The sequence below is a fragment of the Mycobacterium sp. NPDC003323 genome (genome assembly GCF_053589535.1).
Window position 1 is genome coordinate 142,711 of the sequence record NZ_JBSFSB010000004.1, and the last position, 19,673, is coordinate 162,383.

20 protein-coding genes are annotated in these 19,673 nt (G+C 65.6%); 7 read left to right on the forward strand and 13 right to left on the reverse strand.

From position 1 onward, the window contains the following. Positions 1–33 precede the first annotated feature (33 nt). From ACWDUN_RS12890 to ACWDUN_RS12920, 7 genes are all read right to left on the reverse strand, one after another. Entirely contained in the window at positions 34–888 is an 855-nt protein-coding gene (locus ACWDUN_RS12890) for an HpcH/HpaI aldolase/citrate lyase family protein (protein ID WP_449929101.1), read from the reverse strand. A gap of 457 nt (positions 889–1,345) precedes the next feature. After that, positions 1,346–2,338 (reverse strand): LacI family DNA-binding transcriptional regulator, encoded by a 993-nt coding sequence (locus ACWDUN_RS12895; RefSeq protein ID WP_449929102.1) that lies wholly within the window; start codon positions 2,336–2,338, stop codon positions 1,346–1,348. Between the two features lie 5 nt (positions 2,339–2,343). Next, positions 2,344–2,994, reverse strand: a complete 651-nt coding sequence (locus ACWDUN_RS12900; protein WP_449929104.1) for a nucleoside/nucleotide kinase family protein — start codon at positions 2,992–2,994, stop codon at positions 2,344–2,346. Then, the gene (locus ACWDUN_RS12905) at positions 2,991–3,908 is read right to left on the reverse strand and encodes a PfkB family carbohydrate kinase (protein WP_449929106.1); all 918 of its coding nucleotides are present in this window, start codon (positions 3,906–3,908) and stop codon (positions 2,991–2,993) included. The genes ACWDUN_RS12900 and ACWDUN_RS12905 overlap by 4 nt, the downstream gene beginning before the upstream one ends. Beyond that, positions 3,886–4,668: an ATP-binding cassette domain-containing protein gene (locus tag ACWDUN_RS12910; RefSeq protein WP_449929108.1), complete on the reverse strand. Its 783-nt coding sequence runs from the start codon at positions 4,666–4,668 to the stop codon at positions 3,886–3,888. Before ACWDUN_RS12910 ends, ACWDUN_RS12905 begins: the two co-directional genes overlap by 23 nt. After that, on the reverse strand, positions 4,665–5,660 hold the full coding sequence (locus ACWDUN_RS12915; RefSeq protein WP_449929110.1) for an ABC transporter permease: 996 nt from the start codon (positions 5,658–5,660) through the stop codon (positions 4,665–4,667). The genes ACWDUN_RS12910 and ACWDUN_RS12915 overlap by 4 nt, the downstream gene beginning before the upstream one ends. An 8-nt stretch (positions 5,661–5,668) precedes the next feature. Continuing rightward, positions 5,669–6,664: a substrate-binding domain-containing protein gene (locus tag ACWDUN_RS12920; protein ID WP_449929112.1), complete on the reverse strand. Its 996-nt coding sequence runs from the start codon at positions 6,662–6,664 to the stop codon at positions 5,669–5,671. A 115-nt stretch (positions 6,665–6,779) separates the two neighbouring features. On the opposite strand from ACWDUN_RS12920, the gene ACWDUN_RS12925 reads away from it, so the two are divergent. Further along, positions 6,780–7,109: a DUF732 domain-containing protein gene (locus ACWDUN_RS12925; protein WP_449929114.1), complete on the forward strand. Its 330-nt coding sequence runs from the start codon at positions 6,780–6,782 to the stop codon at positions 7,107–7,109. Between the two features lie 3 nt (positions 7,110–7,112). Here the strand turns inward: ACWDUN_RS12925 and ACWDUN_RS12930 are convergent, their stop codons facing one another. Then, the gene (locus ACWDUN_RS12930; protein WP_449929116.1) at positions 7,113–8,231 is read right to left on the reverse strand and encodes a cellulase family glycosylhydrolase; all 1,119 of its coding nucleotides are present in this window, start codon (positions 8,229–8,231) and stop codon (positions 7,113–7,115) included. Positions 8,232–8,446: 215 nt separating this feature from the next. Between ACWDUN_RS12930 and ACWDUN_RS12935 the strand changes: the two genes are divergently transcribed. Continuing rightward, positions 8,447–10,684, forward strand: coding sequence for a CocE/NonD family hydrolase (locus tag ACWDUN_RS12935; protein ID WP_449929118.1), 2,238 nt, complete (start codon positions 8,447–8,449; stop codon positions 10,682–10,684). Here the strand turns inward: ACWDUN_RS12935 and ACWDUN_RS12940 are convergent, their stop codons facing one another. Beyond that, a complete protein-coding gene (locus tag ACWDUN_RS12940) occupies positions 10,685–11,266 on the reverse strand; it encodes a TetR/AcrR family transcriptional regulator (protein WP_449929120.1) in 582 nt (193 codons plus the stop codon). 122 nt (positions 11,267–11,388) lie between these two features. Here ACWDUN_RS12940 and ACWDUN_RS12945 point away from each other — a divergent pair, with 122 nt between their 5' ends. Beyond that, positions 11,389–12,321, forward strand: a complete 933-nt coding sequence (locus ACWDUN_RS12945; protein ID WP_449929122.1) for a DUF5996 family protein — start codon at positions 11,389–11,391, stop codon at positions 12,319–12,321. 12 nt (positions 12,322–12,333) lie between these two features. Here the strand turns inward: ACWDUN_RS12945 and ACWDUN_RS12950 are convergent, their stop codons facing one another. After that, positions 12,334–13,197: an alpha/beta fold hydrolase gene (locus ACWDUN_RS12950; RefSeq protein WP_449929124.1), complete on the reverse strand. Its 864-nt coding sequence runs from the start codon at positions 13,195–13,197 to the stop codon at positions 12,334–12,336. A gap of 301 nt (positions 13,198–13,498) precedes the next feature. Here ACWDUN_RS12950 and ACWDUN_RS12955 point away from each other — a divergent pair, with 301 nt between their 5' ends. From ACWDUN_RS12955 to ACWDUN_RS12965, 3 genes are all read left to right on the forward strand, one after another. Further along, positions 13,499–14,002 (forward strand): DinB family protein, encoded by a 504-nt coding sequence (locus tag ACWDUN_RS12955; RefSeq protein ID WP_449929126.1) that lies wholly within the window; start codon positions 13,499–13,501, stop codon positions 14,000–14,002. An 81-nt stretch (positions 14,003–14,083) separates the two neighbouring features. Further along, complete coding sequence (locus tag ACWDUN_RS12960) at positions 14,084–14,695, forward strand: CIA30 family protein (RefSeq protein WP_449929128.1); 612 nt, start codon at positions 14,084–14,086, stop codon at positions 14,693–14,695. Between the two features lie 15 nt (positions 14,696–14,710). Further along, positions 14,711–15,514: a DNA-formamidopyrimidine glycosylase family protein gene (locus tag ACWDUN_RS12965; RefSeq protein ID WP_449929130.1), complete on the forward strand. Its 804-nt coding sequence runs from the start codon at positions 14,711–14,713 to the stop codon at positions 15,512–15,514. Between the two features lie 165 nt (positions 15,515–15,679). Here ACWDUN_RS12965 and ACWDUN_RS12970 read toward each other — a convergent pair whose 3' ends face one another. Continuing rightward, positions 15,680–16,108, reverse strand: coding sequence for a RidA family protein (locus ACWDUN_RS12970; RefSeq protein ID WP_449929132.1), 429 nt, complete (start codon positions 16,106–16,108; stop codon positions 15,680–15,682). A 428-nt stretch (positions 16,109–16,536) separates the two neighbouring features. Further along, positions 16,537–16,977 carry a pyridoxamine 5'-phosphate oxidase family protein gene (locus tag ACWDUN_RS12975; protein ID WP_449929134.1) on the reverse strand — a complete coding sequence of 147 codons (441 nt, stop codon included), beginning with the start codon at positions 16,975–16,977 and terminating at the stop codon, positions 16,537–16,539. Between the two features lie 142 nt (positions 16,978–17,119). Between ACWDUN_RS12975 and ACWDUN_RS12980 the strand changes: the two genes are divergently transcribed. After that, on the forward strand, positions 17,120–17,488 hold the full coding sequence (locus ACWDUN_RS12980) for a hypothetical protein (RefSeq protein ID WP_449929135.1): 369 nt from the start codon (positions 17,120–17,122) through the stop codon (positions 17,486–17,488). A gap of 887 nt (positions 17,489–18,375) precedes the next feature. Here the strand turns inward: ACWDUN_RS12980 and ACWDUN_RS12985 are convergent. Continuing rightward, the gene (locus ACWDUN_RS12985; RefSeq protein WP_449929137.1) at positions 18,376–19,074 is read right to left on the reverse strand and encodes a translation initiation factor IF-2 N-terminal domain-containing protein; all 699 of its coding nucleotides are present in this window, start codon (positions 19,072–19,074) and stop codon (positions 18,376–18,378) included. Positions 19,075–19,673: the final 599 nt, after the last annotated feature.

Sequence of the window (19,673 nt, forward strand, 5' to 3'; positions counted from 1 at the left end):
GTCCACCGCACCGCTGTCAGCAGCCCGGACGGGTCAGAGCAGGCCCAGCTTGGCGGCAAGCTCGAGCACGGCTTCGGCGCGGGCACGGGTCGGGCCGACGCTGCCGTCGTAGGCACCGGTGGGTGCGTCCAGCCGCGCGAGGGTGGCGCGCGCCTCGTCGATCTCCATCGGTGAGGGACTCAGCAGGGTGTTGATCGTCTCGGCATGGGCCAGATCCAGGCACAGCCGGCCGGTCATCCCCGCGGCCTTGGTGACCGCGGTCTCGCGCGCCAGGTGATTGGCGGCACTGCGCAGGGTGGGACCGTCGATCGGCGCGGGCAGCCGAGCGGCCCGGCTGGCGATCACGAGCCTGGCCCGCGCGTAGGCCAGCACGGTCGGGTCGTTGCTCATCCCGGTATCGCGGCGGAAGTCGCCGACGCCGAAGGCGATGCGACTGCATGCCGGGCTGCGGGCGATGTCCAGGGCGGCCTCGATGCCCAGCGCCGACTCGATCAGCGCGACCATCGGCATGCCTGCGGGCAGCCGGGCGGCGGTGGCGGCGACGTCCTCGGCGGTCTCGACCTTGGCCAGCATCACCCCGGTCAGTCCCGGCGCGTGAGCGACGGCGTCCAGGTCGGCGGACCAGGCCGGCAGGGTCGTGCAGTTGATCCGGACCCAGGCGTTTCCGCCGCCGGTGAGCCACTCGGCCACCGCGTGACGGCCGTCGTTCTTCTGCGCGTCGGGCAGACCGTCCTCGATGTCGAGGACCACCGCGTCGGCGTTTCCGGCGGTAGCGCCATCGAATGCCTCGCCACCGCCGGGGATGCCCGGCTGTAACAACCACGTCCGCGCCAACGACCAGTGCGGTTTACGGGTGCATTCTGCAATCTGCGCTGAAACCACGCTCACGACCTCTCGATATACGACCTCGATTCCATCGTCCGGGTGCGGCCGTGTCGGCGCCAGGTTGCGCACATTATGTTCACGAGAACATCGCGTGCGGCCCGGGGCTGCCACTCAGTTCGGATACGTCCGGGGATCGTGCTGTACCGACACCCAGTGCTCGGTGGTGATCTTCAACCCACTTCTTCCGGGCGCTCCGGCCGACCTTCAGCGGCGATGAGGCTCTCTGCCCGGATAGGCCAGCAGACCGTTGGCCGAGTTTGACGTGAGGGTCGTGCTGTTGCGGGTGCGCTGGGTTTTCGCCGCCGTGGAACCGATGTCGCGGCGAGATCGGCCGCAAGGTTGTTGGCGTCGAGGCAGATGCGCGGATCAACGACCGTGAGGTCGAAGTCGCCTAAGCGTTGCGTGGGGTATGTCCGCCAGAGCACCTGCGGTGACTCGTGGAAACTCGGTACCGCCGGCCTCAAAGGGTGCAGCCGCACGAATTGCGGTGATGAAACGTCGTCGGTACCCGAATGTGTTGCGGGGCATCGTCGTCACCGTGGATGCGGCGTAGCAGCAACTCGACGGCCTTGACGCCGATGGTCTCGACATCCTGCGCGGCCGCGGTGAGCCTGGGCTCGAACAGGTCCGACCATTCGAAATCGTCGTAACACGAGAACGCCACGTCTCCGGGTATCGAAAGCCCCAATGCGCGAACCGCTTTCAGCGTGCCGATGGTCATCGCGTTGTTAAGTGAGACCAAGGCGGTCGGCCGGTCGGTACGCGACATCAGCGACGCGACCTCGCGCTCGGCCACATCGGTATTGGACTCGCCGTCGGCCACCAACGCCGGGTCGACGGCGATACCGCGGTCGGCCAGTGCGGCACAGTAACCGTCGAACCGCTCGATGGTGGAGGTGATCCCGGCAAGGCCGCGCACGACACCGATCCGGCGGTGCCCGAGCTCGAGCAGATGCTCGGTCAGCCCCTTCGCCGAGGCGAAGTTCTCCGGGACCACCCGGTCACATCCGACATCGACGCCCCGGTCGATCAGGACCAGCGGTGTTGCGGTGCGGGTGATCTCGGGAAGCGTGACGCGTTCCGAACCGGCCGCCGGGGCCACGATCATCCCGTCGACCTGACGGTCCAGCAGTGAGCCGGTCACCCGCTGTTCCGATGTCACGTCATCGTGGGAATCGCCGACGATCAGGACGTAGCCGGCATCCGACAGGGCACGCTCCACGGCGTGCACCAGACTCCCGAAATACGGGTTGGTCAGCGCCGAGATGGAGAGCCCGACGGTGTGCGTCCGTCCCGCCGCCAGCGATCGTGCCACCCCGTTGCGCCGATAGCCGACCTCCTCGATGGCCGCCTCGACCCGCAGGCGGGTGGCGGTGTTGACCTTGCGGGTGCCGTTGAGCACGTGCGAGACCGTGGAGGCCGAGACGCCGGCGAGACGCGCGACGTCACCCATCGTCGTCATCGCAGGCGCACTACGCGGTCCGCGCGGCCGGCGGTCGACTCGATGAGCCGGGCGTTGCGCTCATCGGAGCCCAGTGCCCAGAACTCGGCTTCCTGCCGCGACTTTCCGTACGCCTGGTGCCGTCGCACCAGGCGGTCGTGGCGGATATCGGTGTCCGGGGCCAAGAACCAGACCGCATCGATATGGGCGCGGGCGACCGGCCAGGCGTCCGAGTCCAGCAACAGGTAGTTGCCCTCGGTGACGACGAGCGGCACCGTCGGCGGGACCGGGATGGACGAACCGATGGACTCCTCGATCTCGCGGTGGAAGCGCGGCGCATAGACCACCGGGTCGTCGATGCGCTGGGTCCGCATGGCCGCGACGAGCCGGGCGTATCCGCCGTCGTCGAACGTGTCGTGCGCGCCCTTGCGGTCCCGGCGTCCCAGGTCGATCAGCACCTCGTTGGCCAGGTGGAAACCGTCCATCGGAACCAGGACGGCGAGCTGCGGACCCAACGCGGTGACGATCTGCTCGGCGACGGTGGACTTGCCCGCCCCGGGTGCGCCGGTGAGTCCGAGGATGCGACGTTCGCCGGTGACGATCAGCGCCCTGGCCCACTCGACCAACTGGTCCAGTGTGGCGTCCTGTGCATCCTGCTCGAGGGTCACCGTTCCCGCTTCCGACTGTGCTTGTTGGGCAGATGGTCCAGCCATACCCGCGGCCCGACCATCGAACACCGTAGTGCGGCCACCCGGGCGCAGCGATCGATGCGTTCAGCGAGGCTGCCGGCATGCGTCGTGTAGTAGGCATAGGCACCGTGGAACGCGTCGCCGGCGCCCAGGGTGTCCACCACGTCCACCGTGGGCACCGGCACCGATCCGGAGCTGCCGCCCGACCACCATTGCACCGGGTCGCCGCCGCGGGTCATGACGACGGTCCGCACACCCATGCCGGCCAGCGCGGCGGCCGTCGCATCCGGCGCGTCGGCGCCGGGCGTTCGGAAGTCGTTGGAGCACACCATATCCGTTGCGTGCGGCGCGAGATCGGCCATCACCGGCTTCCAGCGTCCGGCATCGACCACGACGGTGGTACCCCGCGACGCGGCTCGCTGGGCGGCCGCCCGGGCGATCAGCGGATGGTGCCCGTCGACGAGCACCACGTCGGCACCGGTCAACAGTCCGGCGAGGTTCTCCGGTGGGGCCGCGTCGGAGTTCACCGCATCCAGTGAGATTACCGAGCGGTCACCGGTCGCTTCGACGACCGACACGGCCGAGACCGGTACCGCCCGGTGCTGACCGGCCGCCGTGTCGACCACGGTCACCCGATAGGCGGCCAGCTCCGCCCGGATCAGGTCGGCGACCGGCTCGGCACCGAGCGCGGTCACCAGAGTGGCGTCACCGCCCAATGCCGCGAAGGTGACGGCGGCGTTGGCGGCCGGTCCGCCGGCGGAGACGAACTGCGCGCTGGAGGTGATCTTCTGGTTCACCGCAGGCGGTTTCGCGATGCGGTGGATGACATCCAGCGTGGCCAATCCGACGAAGACCCCGACGGGGGCCTTCTCAGATACCGGCGCGTTCCCCATCGGTCGGCTCCTCCGCACCGGTCATCAGCGCGACCACCTCGGACATGGACCGCTTCTTCGGATCGACGACACCGGCGCGTTTCCCGAGCCGGTGGATGTGGATGCGGTCGGCCACTTCGAACACATGCGGCATGTCGTGGCTGATGAGCACCACCGGGATGCCGCGGTCACGGATCGACCGGATCAGGTCGATCACCTGTCCGGACTCCCGCACGCCGAGCGCGGCGGTCGGCTCGTCCATGATGATCACGCCGCGACCGAATGCTGCGGCCCGAGCCACCGCCACGCCCTGGCGTTGTCCACCCGAGAGCGTCTCGACCGCCTGGTTCACCGATTTGATGCCGATCTTGAGGTCGGTCAGGTGCTGGGCGGCCTCCTGGCGCATCCTCGGCATGTCGAGTCTGCGAAAGATGCTGCCCGCGAGACCTTTCCGCCGCACCTCGCGGCCGAGGTACAGGTTCGACGCGATGTCCAGTGCGGGCACCACCGCCAGGTCCTGGTACACCGTCTCGATTCCGGCGGCGCGCGCGTCGCGGGTGTTCCTGAACGACACCGGGGTCCCGTTCATCAGGATCTGCCCGGAGTCCGGGATCACCGCGCCCGCGAGCGCCTTGATCAGACTCGACTTGCCGGCACCGTTGTCGCCGATGACGGCGAGCACCTCACCGCTGCGCAACGCGAAGTCGGCACCGTTGATGGCCGTCACGCTGCCGTACTTCTTGACCAGGCCGCGGGCTTCCAGCACGGGTGTGTCACTCATTGTGATCTCCTGCGCGCGAACTGATCCACGGCCACCGCGACGATCACCAGGATGCCGGTGGCGATGTTCTGGTAGAGGTTGTCGACGCCGGCCTGGGTGAGGCCGTTGCGCAGGACACCGACGATCAACGTGCCCACCAGTGTTCCGCCGACACCGCCGCGGCCGCCGAACAGGCTGGTGCCGCCGATGACCACGGCGGTGATCGATTCCAGGTTGGCGTTCTGATAGGCGTTGGGGTCGGCGTTCGGGATGCGACCGAGCGCAGCCCACGCGGCGATGGCGGCGATGACGCCGGTGGTGATGTACACCGACAACAGGACCCGTCCGGACTTGATCCCGGACAGATCGGCCGCCTGCCGATTCCCACCGACCGCGTAAACGTGTTTGCCCCAGGCGGTTTGGCTCAGCGCATACCACGCGACCAGGTAGACCAGCAGCATCGCGACGACGCCGTAGGTGGTGGCGAACGAACCGATGCGAAACGAGGTGCCCAGGAAGGTGAGCGGTCCCTGCTCCACGCGGTAGGTCTCCGAACCCGCGAGTAGGCGGGTCGCCGCCTGGATGGCGGTGAACGTTCCCAGCGTGACGATGAACGGCGGCAACCGCAGCATCGTGACCAGTCCGCCGTTGAGCGCGCCGAACACCACGCACACCAGCAGAGTCGACCCCAACGCCACGAACGGGCCACTGGCGCCGGCACTCTGGGCCAGCACGATACTTCCGAACACGGCGATGGCGCCGATCGAGAGGTCGATACCGGCGGTCAGGATGATCAGCGTCTGGCCCACGGCCAGGATGCCGATGACCACCGACTGCTGCAGGATCAACGAGACGTTCTGCGGGTTGAGGAACGAATCCGAGATCGCGCTGAAGATGACGATGGCCAGGACCAGCGCCACCAGCGGCCCGAGCAGCGGTTCACGCAGGATGGTGTCGGCGTTGAACCGGCTCGTGACCGATGGCTTGGCTGTCGTCGGGGCGCCGGTACTCATGGGCGGGTTCAGCCCCAGCAGTTCTGCTCGCCCCAGGCGGTGTCCTTGGAGGCGAGTCCGGGCACGGGCTTGTCGGTGATGAGTTCCGAACCGGTGTCGTGGAATCCGGTTGGCTTGGTGCCGTCCTTGGCGAACGCCACCACCGCCTGCACGCCCTGCTCGGCCATCTTCGCCGGGAACTGCATGACCGTCGCGCCGATCTTGCCGGACTTCACGTCGGCGACGCCGGTGCAGCTGCCGTCGATCGACCCGATGGTGATCTGATCGGCCCGGCCCGCGGAGTCGATGGCCTGATACGCGCCGGCGGCGGCGGGCTCGTTGATGGTGTAGAGCGCGTTGATGCCCGGAGCCCGCTGCAGGATGTTCTCCATCGCGGTCTGTGCCTTGGTCTGATCGCCGTTGGTGTTCTCCTGGCCGACGATCTCCGGGGATCCCTCGGTGATGCCGAAGCCTTCGAGGAACCCGTCGTGGCGGAAGGTGTCGACGGTGCCGCCGGGGGTGCCGTCGAGCATGACGACCTGGGCCGGCGCGTCGCCGAGAGCGGCGCGCACCCACTTGCCCTGGCTGACGCCGGCGGCCAGGTTGTCGGTGGCGTAGGTGGCGTCGACGGCGTCTTCGGGATCGGTCGCGGTGTCCAATGCGATGACGATGACGCCGGCGTCGCGGGCCTTCTTGATCGCGTCGAGCACGCCGGTCGACGAGTTCGGGGTAATCAGGATGCCCTTGACGCCCTGGCCGACCATGTTCTCGATGGCCGCGACCTGGCCCTCGTTGTCGCCGTCGAACGCACCGGCCAGGGCGATCAGTTCGGCGCCGTCCTTGTCGGCCTGGGCCTGGGCGGCCTCGCGCAGTTTCACGAAGAAGGGATTCGAGTCGGTCTTGGTGATCAGGCCGACCTTGATGCCGTCGGAATCCGAGCTACCGCAGGCCGTCAGACCGAAGATCAGTGACCCGGCCATGAGCACCGCTCCGACCGCCTGCGTGCTCGTGCGCGTACCGAACATGTGGACTCCTTTGTCCCGATGTGACGTCGATCTCATCCTGATGTCCGCAGCGTAGTCACGGCGCAAGCGCTTGCGCATGCGCTTTCGCGAAATTGGTCGCCGACCATCACCTGGCATGATCGAGGACATGGCACTGCTCAAGTCCCTCGCTTTGTCTGCCGCCCTGATTGTCGCCGGCGGCGTCACGGCGGCACCGGCCGTTGCGGACGACGAAACGTTTCGTGGCGCTTTGGAGATGATCGGTGTCGTCGTCGACAGCCCCGCCGCCGCGGGTGAGATGGGTCGGGCCGTGTGCGCCGGCTTCGACGCGGGCCACCCACTGCCTGCGGTCGCAGATCAGCTGGCCGCCGGTCACGGAGTGGATCTCGAGACGGCCGGCATGATCGCCGGATTCTCGGTCGCCGAGTACTGCGATCACCACAAAGGCGCGTTGAGCCTCGGCTGAACCTCAGGTCTTGGCTGTCAGCTTCTGGATCGTCTGAATCTCACTGGCCCGGAACGCCCGCCCGTCCGGGTGAACGAGATCATGCATCCACTTCTCGGGCGGGGCGTCATACGGGTCATCCCAGGAGTCCCACGGATAGTAGGTCTGCGTGCGGCCCGCGACCAGTCCCCAGTTGTAGGCGCCCACGCCGCGCCGTTTCGCGATCGGCAGGATGTTCTCGACGGTGTTGTCGTCCTCGCGGGCAAGGTATTCGGTGCACATGATTGGGCGGCCCAGCGGCTCCAGCTGGTCGATCTTGTCCTCGAACGTCTCGGGTTCCGCGTAACTGTGGAACGTGATGATGTCGGAGTTGTCGAGTTGGGCCTTGGCGATACCCTTCGGATCGCGGAATGACCCGGTCCACACGCCGCTGGTGAGCGGCTGGCCCGGATTCACCGCGCGCGCCCACTCGAACACCTGCGGCAGCAACTCACCCACGACCTGCTTCTTGTCGCTGCGCTCCACGTCGCTGTACTGCGGGGCCGGGTTGTCCGGTTCGTTCCAGAGGTCCCAGCCCAGCACCCGGCTGTCGTTGCGGAATGCGCCGATGACGCCGGTGACATAGTCGCGCAGCACCGGTCGGTACCGCGGGTTGTCGATCAGTTCAGCGCCGGGGCTCTGCACCCACCTGGAGTTGTGCACCCCCTTGGTGGGTGCCGGCTGCGGGCCGAGCTTGGGGTGCGGATCCCAGCAGGAGTCGAAAAAGACGAACAGCGGCTTGATGCCGTGGCTCGACGCGATGTCCACGAACTGCGAGATGCGGCGCAGAAACCCGGCCCGGTCTTGTGCCCACAGTTGGTCGTGCAGGAACACCCGGACCGTGTTGAACCCGATGGTCCGCGCGACCTGCAGTTCCCCGTTGATGCGTCGCGGGTCGTAGGTACCGGCCTGCCACATCTCGATCTGATTGGTCGCGGTGGCGGGAATGTAGTTGGCGCCCACCAGCCAGCCCTGCCGGCGGTACCAGGTGTGTGCCTGTTCCGGTGTCCAGCGCGTGGGTGCCGCCGAGGCACTCGGGAACTGGGTGAGCGCCGCCCCCGCAGCCGTCAGAGCAGACAGTTGGAGCAGGGTTCGGCGGCGCACTTCAAAAATTTAGGGCCCCGCGCGGGGCGGTCGCCACGGCTGAGCCGGACCGGAATCGATCGGGTGGCAAATCGTTACCGAACGGCATCTCGCGGCGGTGCGCCGGCTCGCAGCGACGGTGCGTCGAGCGTCCTTGCCACCGCGCGAGCAGCCGTGTTGTGATGTGTATCACGTCCCCCAGCAAACGCGTCCTCGACCGGCGGGAGAACCATGCCATGACCCATGTCAGCCCCGCGGTCTACATCGGCAGGATCGGCGGACTCGCAGCGGCGCTGGGGATCGGTGCGGCGGTGTTCTGCGGAACCGGGGTTGCGTCGGCGGCCCCGGCCGACGGATCCGATCAGAGCCGCACCGACTCGTCGGCGTCGAGCGACAGCACCTCGTCGGTGTCGAAGGACGACAAAGAGAGCGCGGACCGGCCATCGGCCACCGAAAGTGCCCGGGCAACGTCGGCGCGGAAGAAGCCCCGTACCGCGTCGGCGCACCGTACCGACGCGGATACTCCGGCATCGGACGACATGGCGGCACGGCCCGAGGAGGACGAGGAGGACAAGACCGCGACGTCAGAACTTACGGACGCCACGGTGTCGGATGCGCCGACGCCGGATCCGGTCGTGTTCACCCCGACTCCCGCCGCGGATGTCCCACGGGCCGTGGCCAGTTCGCGGACGGTGCGCACCGCAAAGGACGCGCCGACCACCCCGATCGATCCTCCGCTGTCGTGGACGATGCTGGCCGCGGCGAGCAGGAACACCTTGGCGCCCACCACCGGCGCGGCGACGGTGACCGATCCGGTGACGCAGGCACCCGTCATCGCGACCCCGCGGACCCCACTGCTGGAACCCTTGCAGCAGATACCGGTGATCGGTCCACTGGTCATCACACCGATCGTCACCGTCATCAATCAGATACCGGTGGTCAGCGACCTGCTACACCCGATCGTCGGCTATCCGCTCCGTGCCGGACTGCCGGCCGGCGCGCCACGTCCGCGTGATGTCATGTTGACCTCGTTCGACGGGACACAGATCTATACGCATTTCATGCCGGCCGTCGGATTGAAGCCCGGCGAGAAGGCCGCGACAATTCTGCAGGGACCGGGCCTACTGTTGCCCGGCGCCACCAACCTTCATCCCACTCCGCTGGACGGAATCATCACCGACACCGCCGGTTTGGTGTACGTCGGCACCTTGCGGGCCGCCGGGTACAACGTGGTGACGTGGGATCCGCGCGGGGAACATCTGTCCGGCGGAAGGCTCGAACAGAACTCCCCCGACTTCGAGGCCAAGGACGTCTCGATGATCATCAGTTGGGTGGCCACCCAACCGGAGGTGCGCCTCGACCCCGGCGTTCTCGATCCCCGGATCGGGATGACCGGAGCGTCCTATGGTGGTGGCATACAACTGGTCACGGCGGCAACGGATCCGCGCATCGATGCGATCGTGCCGGCCATCGCCTGGAACAGCCTGAACACCGCGCAGTACAAGAACTCGTCGTTCAAGAGCAGTTGGGCGGCGATCCTGACCGCGGGCATCACCCTGTTCACCCGGCCGAATCCGGCGATCCTGCCCGCCACCATCTATGGCGTGTTGACCGGCAAGCAGACCGCCGCCGAGCAGGAGCGGCTGGCGCGCCTCGGTCCAGGCGGCCTCATCGACAACATCACCGCGCCGACCCTGCTGATCCAGGGCACCGTCGACACCCTCTTCTCGTTGCAGGAGGCCGACACCACCGCGCGGGCACTGATGGCCAATGGTGTTCCGGTGAAGGTTATTTGGTATTGCGGCGGGCACGGGCTGTGCAGTGACCTGTTCGATCCGACCGACGGCGTGCTGATCCAACGGGCGACGCTGGCATGGCTCGATCGCTACGTCAACGGCAACACCGAGGCGGTGACCGGCCCGCAGTTCGAGTTCGTGGATCAGCGCGGACAGTTCTACGCATCGGACGGGTACCCGCCGGGCACGGCCAGCCCTGTCGTGTCGGCCGGTTCCGGTGGGCTGTTGCCCCTGGTGCCGTTCCTCGGGGGATCCGGGCCGATGTTCGGTGTCGTGCCGTTCGGCGGCTCCCGGGCATTCAACGCGCTGAACCTCACGACATCCGCGCAGGCCGCGACAACCCACGTCGTGGGTGCGCCGGAAGTGACGCTGAGTTACAGCGGCACCGGCATTGCCCGACACGTCTATGCGCAATTGGTCGATGATTCCACCGGACAGGTGCTGGGCGATCAGGTGACCCCGATCCCGGTGACGCTGGATGGCCGCACGCATTCGATCACCGTGGCGTTGGAGCCGGTGGCGCATACCCTGCGGCCCGGGCAGACCGTGACGCTGCAACTCGTCGCATCGTCGACGACGTATGCCACGGTCACGTCGTTCGGTTCGTTGCGGGTGACGAGCATGCAGCTCAGATTGCCGACCGCGGAACCGGATTCGATCACTCCCTTGGCGAGTTGATCAGGCGCGCACACCGTTGAAGGCGATGTGCAGGACAGTGTCGATGTGGTGTGGTTCGAGCGGCATCGCGTGTAGCAGCCGGTACTCGATGACGCCGTAGAGCACGTCTCGTAGGCTTCGCACGTCGGCGTCAGCGCGGATCTCACCGCGCTCCTTGGCGAGGGCGAGGCGGGCACCGAAGGCCGCGACGTTCGGTTCGATGATCTGCTCGAAGACGTCATGCAGCAGCGTCGAATCCGACTGGCCTGCGGCAATCAAGCCTCGATAGGCAGTCCCGAATCCGGTCGTCGTGATCACCTCCAGGATCCCGACGAGTTGCGCCCTCAGGTCTGCGAGCAGATCCGCGGTATCGGGAAAGGCGATCACGGTGTCGAGGCTGTGCGTGGCGGCTTCGAGCACCACGGCGCCCTTGGACGGCCACCACCGGTAGATCGTCTGCTTGCCCACGCACGCCCGTCGGGCGATCGCCTCGATCGAGAGGTTGTCATAACCCACCTCGCAGATCAACGCCATGGTCGCGTCCAGGATGGCGCGACGAGAGTTCTCGTTTCGCCGGCTGGGGTCTCGGACGCCTACGACCATCTCCGCACCCTAACGGGACGCGGCGTCGGTGCGACGATTCGACCCATCTTGACGCGAGACGGACCGGACCGTAGCGTTTCAACCGTATCCGACCGGCGGCGATCCATGACCGAAGGACCGACATGAGTGAAGCAATCTCGGGTGGCGGATGGCCGTCGCTGCGCGTCGAAGACTGGGAGCCAACGCGCCGAACGTTGCACATGTGGTCCCAGATCGTCGGCAAGATCCGATTGGCCCATGCGCCGCTGCTCAATCATTGGTGGCAGGCACCGCTGTACGTGTCCTCGCGCGGGCTGACGACATCGCCGATCCCCGCGGGGAATCGGCTTTTCGACATGGAGTTCGACTTCGTCGACCATGCCTTGTCGGTCCGGGTGAGCGACGGCGGCGCGGACCGCTTGGATCTGCGCGACAAGTCCGTGGCCCAGTTCCACGACGACACGATGGCCATACTCGACCGATTGGGCGTTCCCACCCGAATTTCCAAGGAGCCCAACGAGGTTGATCCTGCGATCCCCTTCGCCCAGGACCGTCACGTCGGCTACGACCCTGCGGCGGCCGCGGCGTTCTGGCAGCAACTCGTGCAAGCGGACCGCGTGATCGGGCGCTTCCGGTCGCACTTCATCGGCAAGGTGAGTCCCGTGCACTTCTTCTGGGGCTCCTTCGATCTCGCATGCAGCCGATTCTCGGGACGACCGGCCCCCACCCACCCGGGTGGCACTCCGAACTGCGCCGACTGGGTGATGGTCGAGGCCTACTCGCACGAGTTGAGCAGCTGTGGGTTCTGGCCCGGCGGCGGTGACGAGGGAGCGTTCTACTCCTACGCCTATCCCGAACCGGACGGATTCGCCGACTTCCCCGGGTGTCCCGAGGGGGCGTTCTACGACACCCAACTCCGCCAGTACCTGCTGCCGTACGAGGTCGCGCGGGCGGCCGCGGATCCGGATCAGTGTGTGCTGGATTTTCTACAGTTCACCTACAGTGCCGCCGCGGAACTCGGACGTTGGGACCGCGACACACTGGAGATCGACCCCAGCCGCTGGACGACGGCGTGATCGCTGGAGCGGTCATTTCCTTCCCGTGCGGTGTTCGTCGACCAAAACGCCTATGTACCGGTTGACATCATCGGGCAGCTCCGCCGGTAACGCATGAGAGGCGTGCGGCCACAGGTGGTATCGCCAGTGCGGGACCACTGACCGCATCCGGGCGATACCTCTTTCGGAGTCGTGAACGGTGTTGCCCGCCAGCAGAACCTGCACCGGGACGTCGACCGCACGCAGCGTGCGGTCGCTGATCAGGCGCGCTGCCGGTGTACGCATCGGGGGCGCGAAGGCGTCGAACCCGGCGCCGAAGATCTCGGCGAGCGCAGGGTGGCCGGTGATCCACATCGCGGCCCGGCGTGCCCGATCGGTGCGCGGACGCCCTTGCAGCGCCAGACTGCGCCAGAATGTCGCAGACAGTGGCGCCACCGTGGCGGCCGGGTCCACGAGTGTCACGCTGGCCAGGCGACCGGGATTCCGCGCGGCCATGTGGGTGGCCAGCCAGCCGCCGTAGGAATGGCCGACCAGATGGACGTCGTCGAGCGCCAGCCCCGCCAGCACTGCCTCGATGGCGCGGGTGGATTGCGCAGGGGTGAACATTGCTCGGGTTTGGATGCTCGCTCCAGGCTGGCCCGGTGCGTCGATGGTGTACACGGTGAAATCCGCCGACAGATCGGCGATCTGGCCCCACCACATCGCCGACGTCAGGAAGAAGCCGTGGATCAGGACGACCGGGACACCGCCGTCGGGGCCGTGTTGATACACCCGGACCGTGCCGAACTCGGTGTGGATGTCGTGCGTGACGTTGGGCTGCGGGCTGCGCACACGTAGCTCGTCGTAGTGAGACAGGTAGCGCCGGCGTGCTTCGGCGTTCTTGAACCCACCGTTCACCACTCTCAAGGGAAGCCTTCGCTCTCGCGGTAACCGGACAAGGGCACGCTACGAGCCTGCCGGCGATTATGGGCAGCAACCGGCGGCATCTTTGTCGCTTCGTGATGTGCCGGTGGCGGTTGGTGGGCGCCGCGGCTAGGGTGATCTGAGGCGACTTTCATACGCCTGTTCTGTCGGCACCTTTGGCCGGCTTTCTCCCCTTTCCTCCGCTCGATAGCGGGAATCCTTTGGCGCTGACCGCGTCGCTCCTCAAGGACTGCTGCAGTCATGACTTCTTCACGACAGATGGGAACAAAAGACAATGATTCTTCACGCCATAACGACCGGATCCGAACGAGCCATCATCGAGAACCTGCTCGACCACAACCGCGAAGCGCTCATCGCGACGGCGCGCGGCCTCTCCGAGGATGACGCCCGTCGCAGGCTCGTCCCGTCGCTGACCACACCGATCTCCCTTGTGAAGCATGCCGCTGCGGCCGAACGCATTTGGTTTCAACGTTTCTGGGCAGGACTCGACGAATCCGAATGCGACGGGTACGCGCGTCGCGATGAGGGCACCTTCACCGTCGCCGAGGATGAGTTGTTGCCACAGGTCATCGTTGAGTTCGAACGCGCGAGCCAACGGTCACGGGAGATCGCGTCCAGGTTCGACCTGGACGACACCAAGGACAATCCCCGCGAAGGAAGGGTCAGCATGCGGTGGACGCTGCTCATGTTCATCCAGGAATTCGCCAGGCATGCAGGCCACGGCGACATCTTGCGCGAACAGATCGACAGTTTCCCAGCAGCCGGCGGCCGCCGTTGACAAGGCGCGTGCCCCATCTACATTGGCCACATGGGTAGGTGGCGACAACGCCGGCGGTTTCAGCAGAGGTTGCTCTGCATCGTGATCGCATCCTCGGCACTGGTGTCGTGTGCCGGCGCCGGACAATCGGCCGACGAGACGACGAGCCCAGCACCATTGACCGAACGCTCGCCTGCCGTCGCTGACGGTACCGAGGTCGCGCTCGTGGAACTCGACGATGCCGACGTGCCTGCCTGGACAACGGTCAATGACCCCGTCATGGGCGGCAGGTCCACCTCGAGAATCGCGGTCGGGGATGGCGGCCTCGTGTTCTCCGGCGACATCTCATTGGCGAACAACGGTGGGTTCGCCTCCGCCCGCAGTCCCCGGGATCCCGACATCGGGCGGCGAGCATCCGGCGCGGAGTCGCTGCGCGTCCACGCCGTGGGAGACGGCAAGACCTACCTGTTGAAGGCGGGCATCGAGGGCCAGAAGTGGTCGTACGTACAGCGTTTCTCGACCGAAGCGGGCGTGATGCAAACCTACGACCTGACCGTCGACGGATTCGAGCCCGTCGGCATGCGCCTTGACCCCGCGCCCGACGCGCCGCCGACAATGGACCCATCACTCATAGACCAGGTGTCGATCTACATTCTCGACAAGCAGCAGGGCCCATTCGAGATCACCGTCGACACGATCGCCGCCGTCGCCTGACGGCACCATGGAAGGGTGCCCGAGGGTGACACCGTGTATGCGCTGGCCCGCCGCCTCGACGCGGCGCTACGAGGTCGCACGCTGACCGTCGGCCGACTGCGCGTGCCGGCCCACGCCACCGACGACCTCGCCGGCCTGACCGTGCGCGAGCACGACACCCATGGCAAGCACCTTTTGACTCGCCTGTCGGACGGTCTCACCCTGCACACCCACTTGCGGATGTCCGGGTCGTGGACCATCTCTGCCGAAGGTCGGTGGCTGCCGCGCAAGACGATGCCCGACGTGCGGGTGCTGCTGCGCACAGACGGTCCCGCCGCCTATGGGGTGCGGCTGCCCGTCGTGGATCTGCTGCGTACCCGCGATGAGGCGACTGTCATCGGGCATCTGGGGCCCGATCCGCTGCGCGAGGACTGGGATCCGGCCGAGGCGATGCGCCGGATCTGTGTCGCGCCGGAGCGGCCCCTGGTTGCCGTGCTGCTCGACCAGCGATGCGTCGCAGGCTTCGGCAATCTATGGGCCAACGAACTGTGCTTCCTTCGCGGGCACAGTCCGTGGACGCCGGTCGGTGAGGTGGATGTCGGTGCGCTTCTCGACCTGGGGGCACGCGCGCTCCGCCACTCGGCCACCACGCCGGGCGCCATGCAGGTCACCACCGGCAATCGGCGTAAGGGCGAACAACATTGGGTGGCCGGCCGCGCCGGAAGGCCCTGCCTGCGGTGCGGCACGACCGTACGCGTCGTCGCCGAGGTCACCGGCGATCCGGAACGGCGCCGCACGTGGTGGTGCCCGGTGTGTCAGCCGGGGCCGAGCCCCGACTGAGTCGCGGTAACTCCCCGACTCGTGCGTGAGGGTGACCGTGCCGATCACGTGTGAGTCGCGTTGCTGCGCAGAAAATCTGAGTCGAGCGCGAGTATCCCGCGCGATGTCCGGGACCGAAAATCCACCATCACGTCCACGGCAGCGGACCATCCGCCTGCGACTCGACTACACCCTCGCGATCATCTTGATCTCAACCAGCTGGGATGGCATAGCAAGTCTCGGAGTCACGAGGATGGTGCTGGCGACCTGCGGGCTCTCAGTTCCGTATGCAGCCTTCCTCACTGCGCCGGCGACAGCGAAGGCGGTGTCCATATCGAGCACGTAGATCACCTCGTCGATGACGTCCGCCAGCGAGGAGTCGAATCGGGCCAACAGTTCGGCGGCGTTCACATACGTTTGTTGCATCTGCTCGGCCATGTTGCCGAAGTCCGTGACGTTACCCGAATCGTCGAGCGGGGCAGGAGCGACGAGCTTGTCGCCGTCATGCGCGAACTGCCCTGAGATGTAGATGGTATCGCCGTGTCTGGCCGCCTGAACGTAGCCGTAGCTTTTCTCCCACGGAACGTTGAAGCTCTCGAACTGTCGCACTGTCATCGCCTACTCCGTTGATTTCTCGTACCCGTGTGTTAGTTCAAGTGACTCGTTCAGTCCCTGCCTTCAGAGCGAACCGAGACTCGCACTGTTGATGATCCCGCACCTATGGACACCGCGTGCACATTCGACTTGAGGTGTCGAATTAAAGCTCGGGAAGCCACAGCGGTTGTGGCTTCCCGAGTTTGATGTCCACACGCGCGCCGGCTGAGCTGCGGCGAGCCGCAACAACCCACCCCGTGTCACAGCCTGCACTCCCACTGTCATGTCCACTGGAGTCGGGGTCCACCCGTTGGCGCAGCGTTCCCCTTTTTGGCCATGTTTGGTATGTGATGCCATCTCGACGCAGGTCATGTGAGTGCGGGACAGCTCATGTGGCGGGACTGCCCTGAGGTGAACGACACCCGCGGCGGACTCGAGGTCCGCCACGGCTATTCGTCGTCCGACGCCGAGGCGCCGTAGTCCCACGACAGGGTCCGCACGGGGGTTACGTAGATGTAGGTGGCACCCGGTCTCGGCGCGGTGGGCCACTCGGACTCTGGCACGCCGCGCGACCGGGCACCGTGCCGCGCGAGCTCCAGTGTTTCAGCGGGTTCCCGAGCGATGCGCGCGTGACCTTGGAACATCACGCCGCGGATATCCGCCATGGTCGAGCCGGCTTCGAGCATGACGCTCACGTTCGGATTGCGCTCCACGTTGGCCACTTTGCGCGTGCCATCTCGCACGCCCATGACGATGTCACCGCCGATCCGAAAGTAGCCCAGCGGCACGGTGTGTGGGAACCCGTCCTTGTCAATGGTGGTCAAGATCGCCCAGCCCGGACGGCTGTCGAGAAGCGCCGTGATTTCGTCGTCAGTCAGTTTGCGCGGCATGTGGAGAGGTTACGCGTGAGGCTGCTCTGGCTCGCATCGGAGCGAACAGCTCCACGGCAAACCGCTCGCTGTCGGCCTGCCACAGCGAGCGGTGCCGCTCACTCGGCGGCTTCGGAGGTCTTCAAGGTCTAACGTTGCCCGAATGGGTTTGTTCAGCCATGAGGAGTTCCGGGACTCCGCCGACCGCACTGCGGACGTCGCCGGTGGTGGGGTCGTTGATAGGACGGGCCGTGCGGAGGTGGACCAATTCGGAGCAGATGATCCCGTAGTGGTGGGACCGGGCTTGCCGCCCGAGGACGGTTCGTGCGGTCAATACGCCGTGCAGTTTCACGTGTCCACGTCAATGCTGATCGGGTTGAAACGTATTGCCGATACGCGTGGGGTGAGCGTGCCCGAGGTGTGCCGCCAAGTGATCGGTGTGTTTGTTGCCCAGCAGGAGGGCGAATTGGCTGCGCTGCTTACTGCCGAGTCCGAGGTGGCTGACTACCGGCCGAGTTTGGGCCACTTGTAGTTGAGTCTGGCTACGAAAGGATCACGCGGCCGGGGTCGAGTCGTTGATACGCGCCGCAGTGTCTGCCGAGGTGTTTGCATTCGGAGCCGAATGGGTGCCCCACAGTGCCGGTTTATTTCCGGTTTAATTCTCCACGAGGAGGATGGTGGAGGATGCGCGGCGGCTGTCCCGCACTACGACGCGCAGGCCCTTCGCCTATCGATAGAACGGTGGCAAGAATCCCGGTTTATGGACATCATGTGGACATTTGACATGGGATATGGGCACAAAACGTCCACCAACGCGTGCTGACCGGTGCGAATCGAACCGATCCCAGTACGTGTCCGCGGGTAGAGATCCCACTTTCGTGTCCACTGAGCTACTTGCAGTCGGTTCGCCCGTCCAGGACCGTCGGCTGCTATCTGAGTTATTGGATTCGGTTTAGTCACGTGACGCCTGTAACGTCACTGGCTTATATGTCAGGCCGGCGCCAGTAGGTGGCCCGTCTCCGCAGATATCGAAGGTGAAACCTTGGTGAAGCGGCTTTCGTCGCTGGCTATCCAGAGCAACGGCGTCGAATCCCCGCGCTTTCCGGCAGATTTGATCTGGCTCGCGATACTGGTGTCCGGCGACTACCGTCGGAAGACAAGGATCACGTTCGTAGCACCAGCATCGGCGCCAAGGAAGCGGCCCAGTCATACACACGATCGAACGTGTCGGCAATGCGCTCCCGATCCCGTTCATCATCTTTGTCGGACTGCTGTTGTGAGTGGGGAAGATCTGCACCGTAGTCGCGGCGTTCAACGTCTCGGTCGCGGTGCCCGGTCGTCGATGCTAAACCCGAATGCTTATGCAAGTTACTGGAGGTACTCGGTTTGGACCATCGAACCATACTGTTTCCGACCTGATCATTGTCCACGCGCGATGCGCATCGCGCGCCATAGCGTCACCGCGGTGAGAGCTTGCCGAAGAGTCAGCTTTCGTGCGCGGAATCTCACAAAGAGGCTCGGTGACTGCATATCTATTCTCCCACTATTGGAAAGGCGTAGACCTGCCTCGTCAGGAGTGATGCCTTCCCGCGAGAGGCGCGCAGCGACCATCGGATATCGACCACCAGTCAGGTCAATCCATTTGGCGATGACGGCTTCGTCGTCATCAAGCCCGTGTAGACACGCCTCGGCCCATTGCCGATGTTGCCGGCTGGCCTCTCTGAGGTCGCGTTGAGAAGGTTCGGTATCCAGTGGGGTCAGTTGGCGCAGCAAGGCACGACGCACCGGCGAGACCCACTTGTTCCGTCCTGAAGCACGCAGTCGTGCACTTTCCGCTCTTGCGTGCTGAAGTTCTTCTCCGAATGTTTCGCCGACGCAGGTGCTGGCGTCGAACGTCGACAACCGAAGCTCTATACCAGGTGCAAGAATGTCGACTGCATCTTCGGTTGGAGCGACATCTGTTGCGAAGGCTCGCCTTATCGTGCGTACGACCGCTGGTGCGACCGTGCGCGAAGCAGATTTAACATACTCGCCCAATCGGTGAAGCTCGGCGATCAACTGCTTTGATGTGCAGCCAAGTTCTGCCGCAAGTTCGTAGACACGCGGGTTGTCGGTCATTTCTTCCCCATCTGCGGCATAGCCGCGCACGGCCAATGACCACACACCTACAGACCGCAGCGCTGTCGCCGAAACGGCTTTGCCGTTACGCGGCGAACGCATAGGATTCGATAGTCCTGCCAAGACAACCGAGTCCCTAGCTGGAGTCCGCTCCGGCTAGGGCCTCGGCTTCCTCTTTTGGTCGTCGATTAACGACCTATGGAAGACCGTACAACGGTATTGTGCCGCAATGGAGCAACTGCTGTGCGTGTCGCCGCCCTCCTTGGCAAATTCGATCCGACGGAATCTAATTCCTTCTGAGGCTTCCTAACTCGCCCTTTCTCGGGCACGTTCTACTGGAAACGGAGCCATGAGATACCTGGCATAGCAAATCTATGCTGCGGTTGTCCGGCTATCTATGACGCGCCGGATCGCAAATCCACCGCCAGCTGGAGATCGTTAGGCCGTCCGCCGTACGCCTGTGGCTTCCCAACTTTCCTGACCACCTCGACTTCCCTGACGTGCGCCGATAACAGCGTTCCCACACTATGTCCACCCCCAAAAATCCCACTTTGATGTCCACTACATCAATGGCGCGATTACGGGCCTGCGAACCGTTG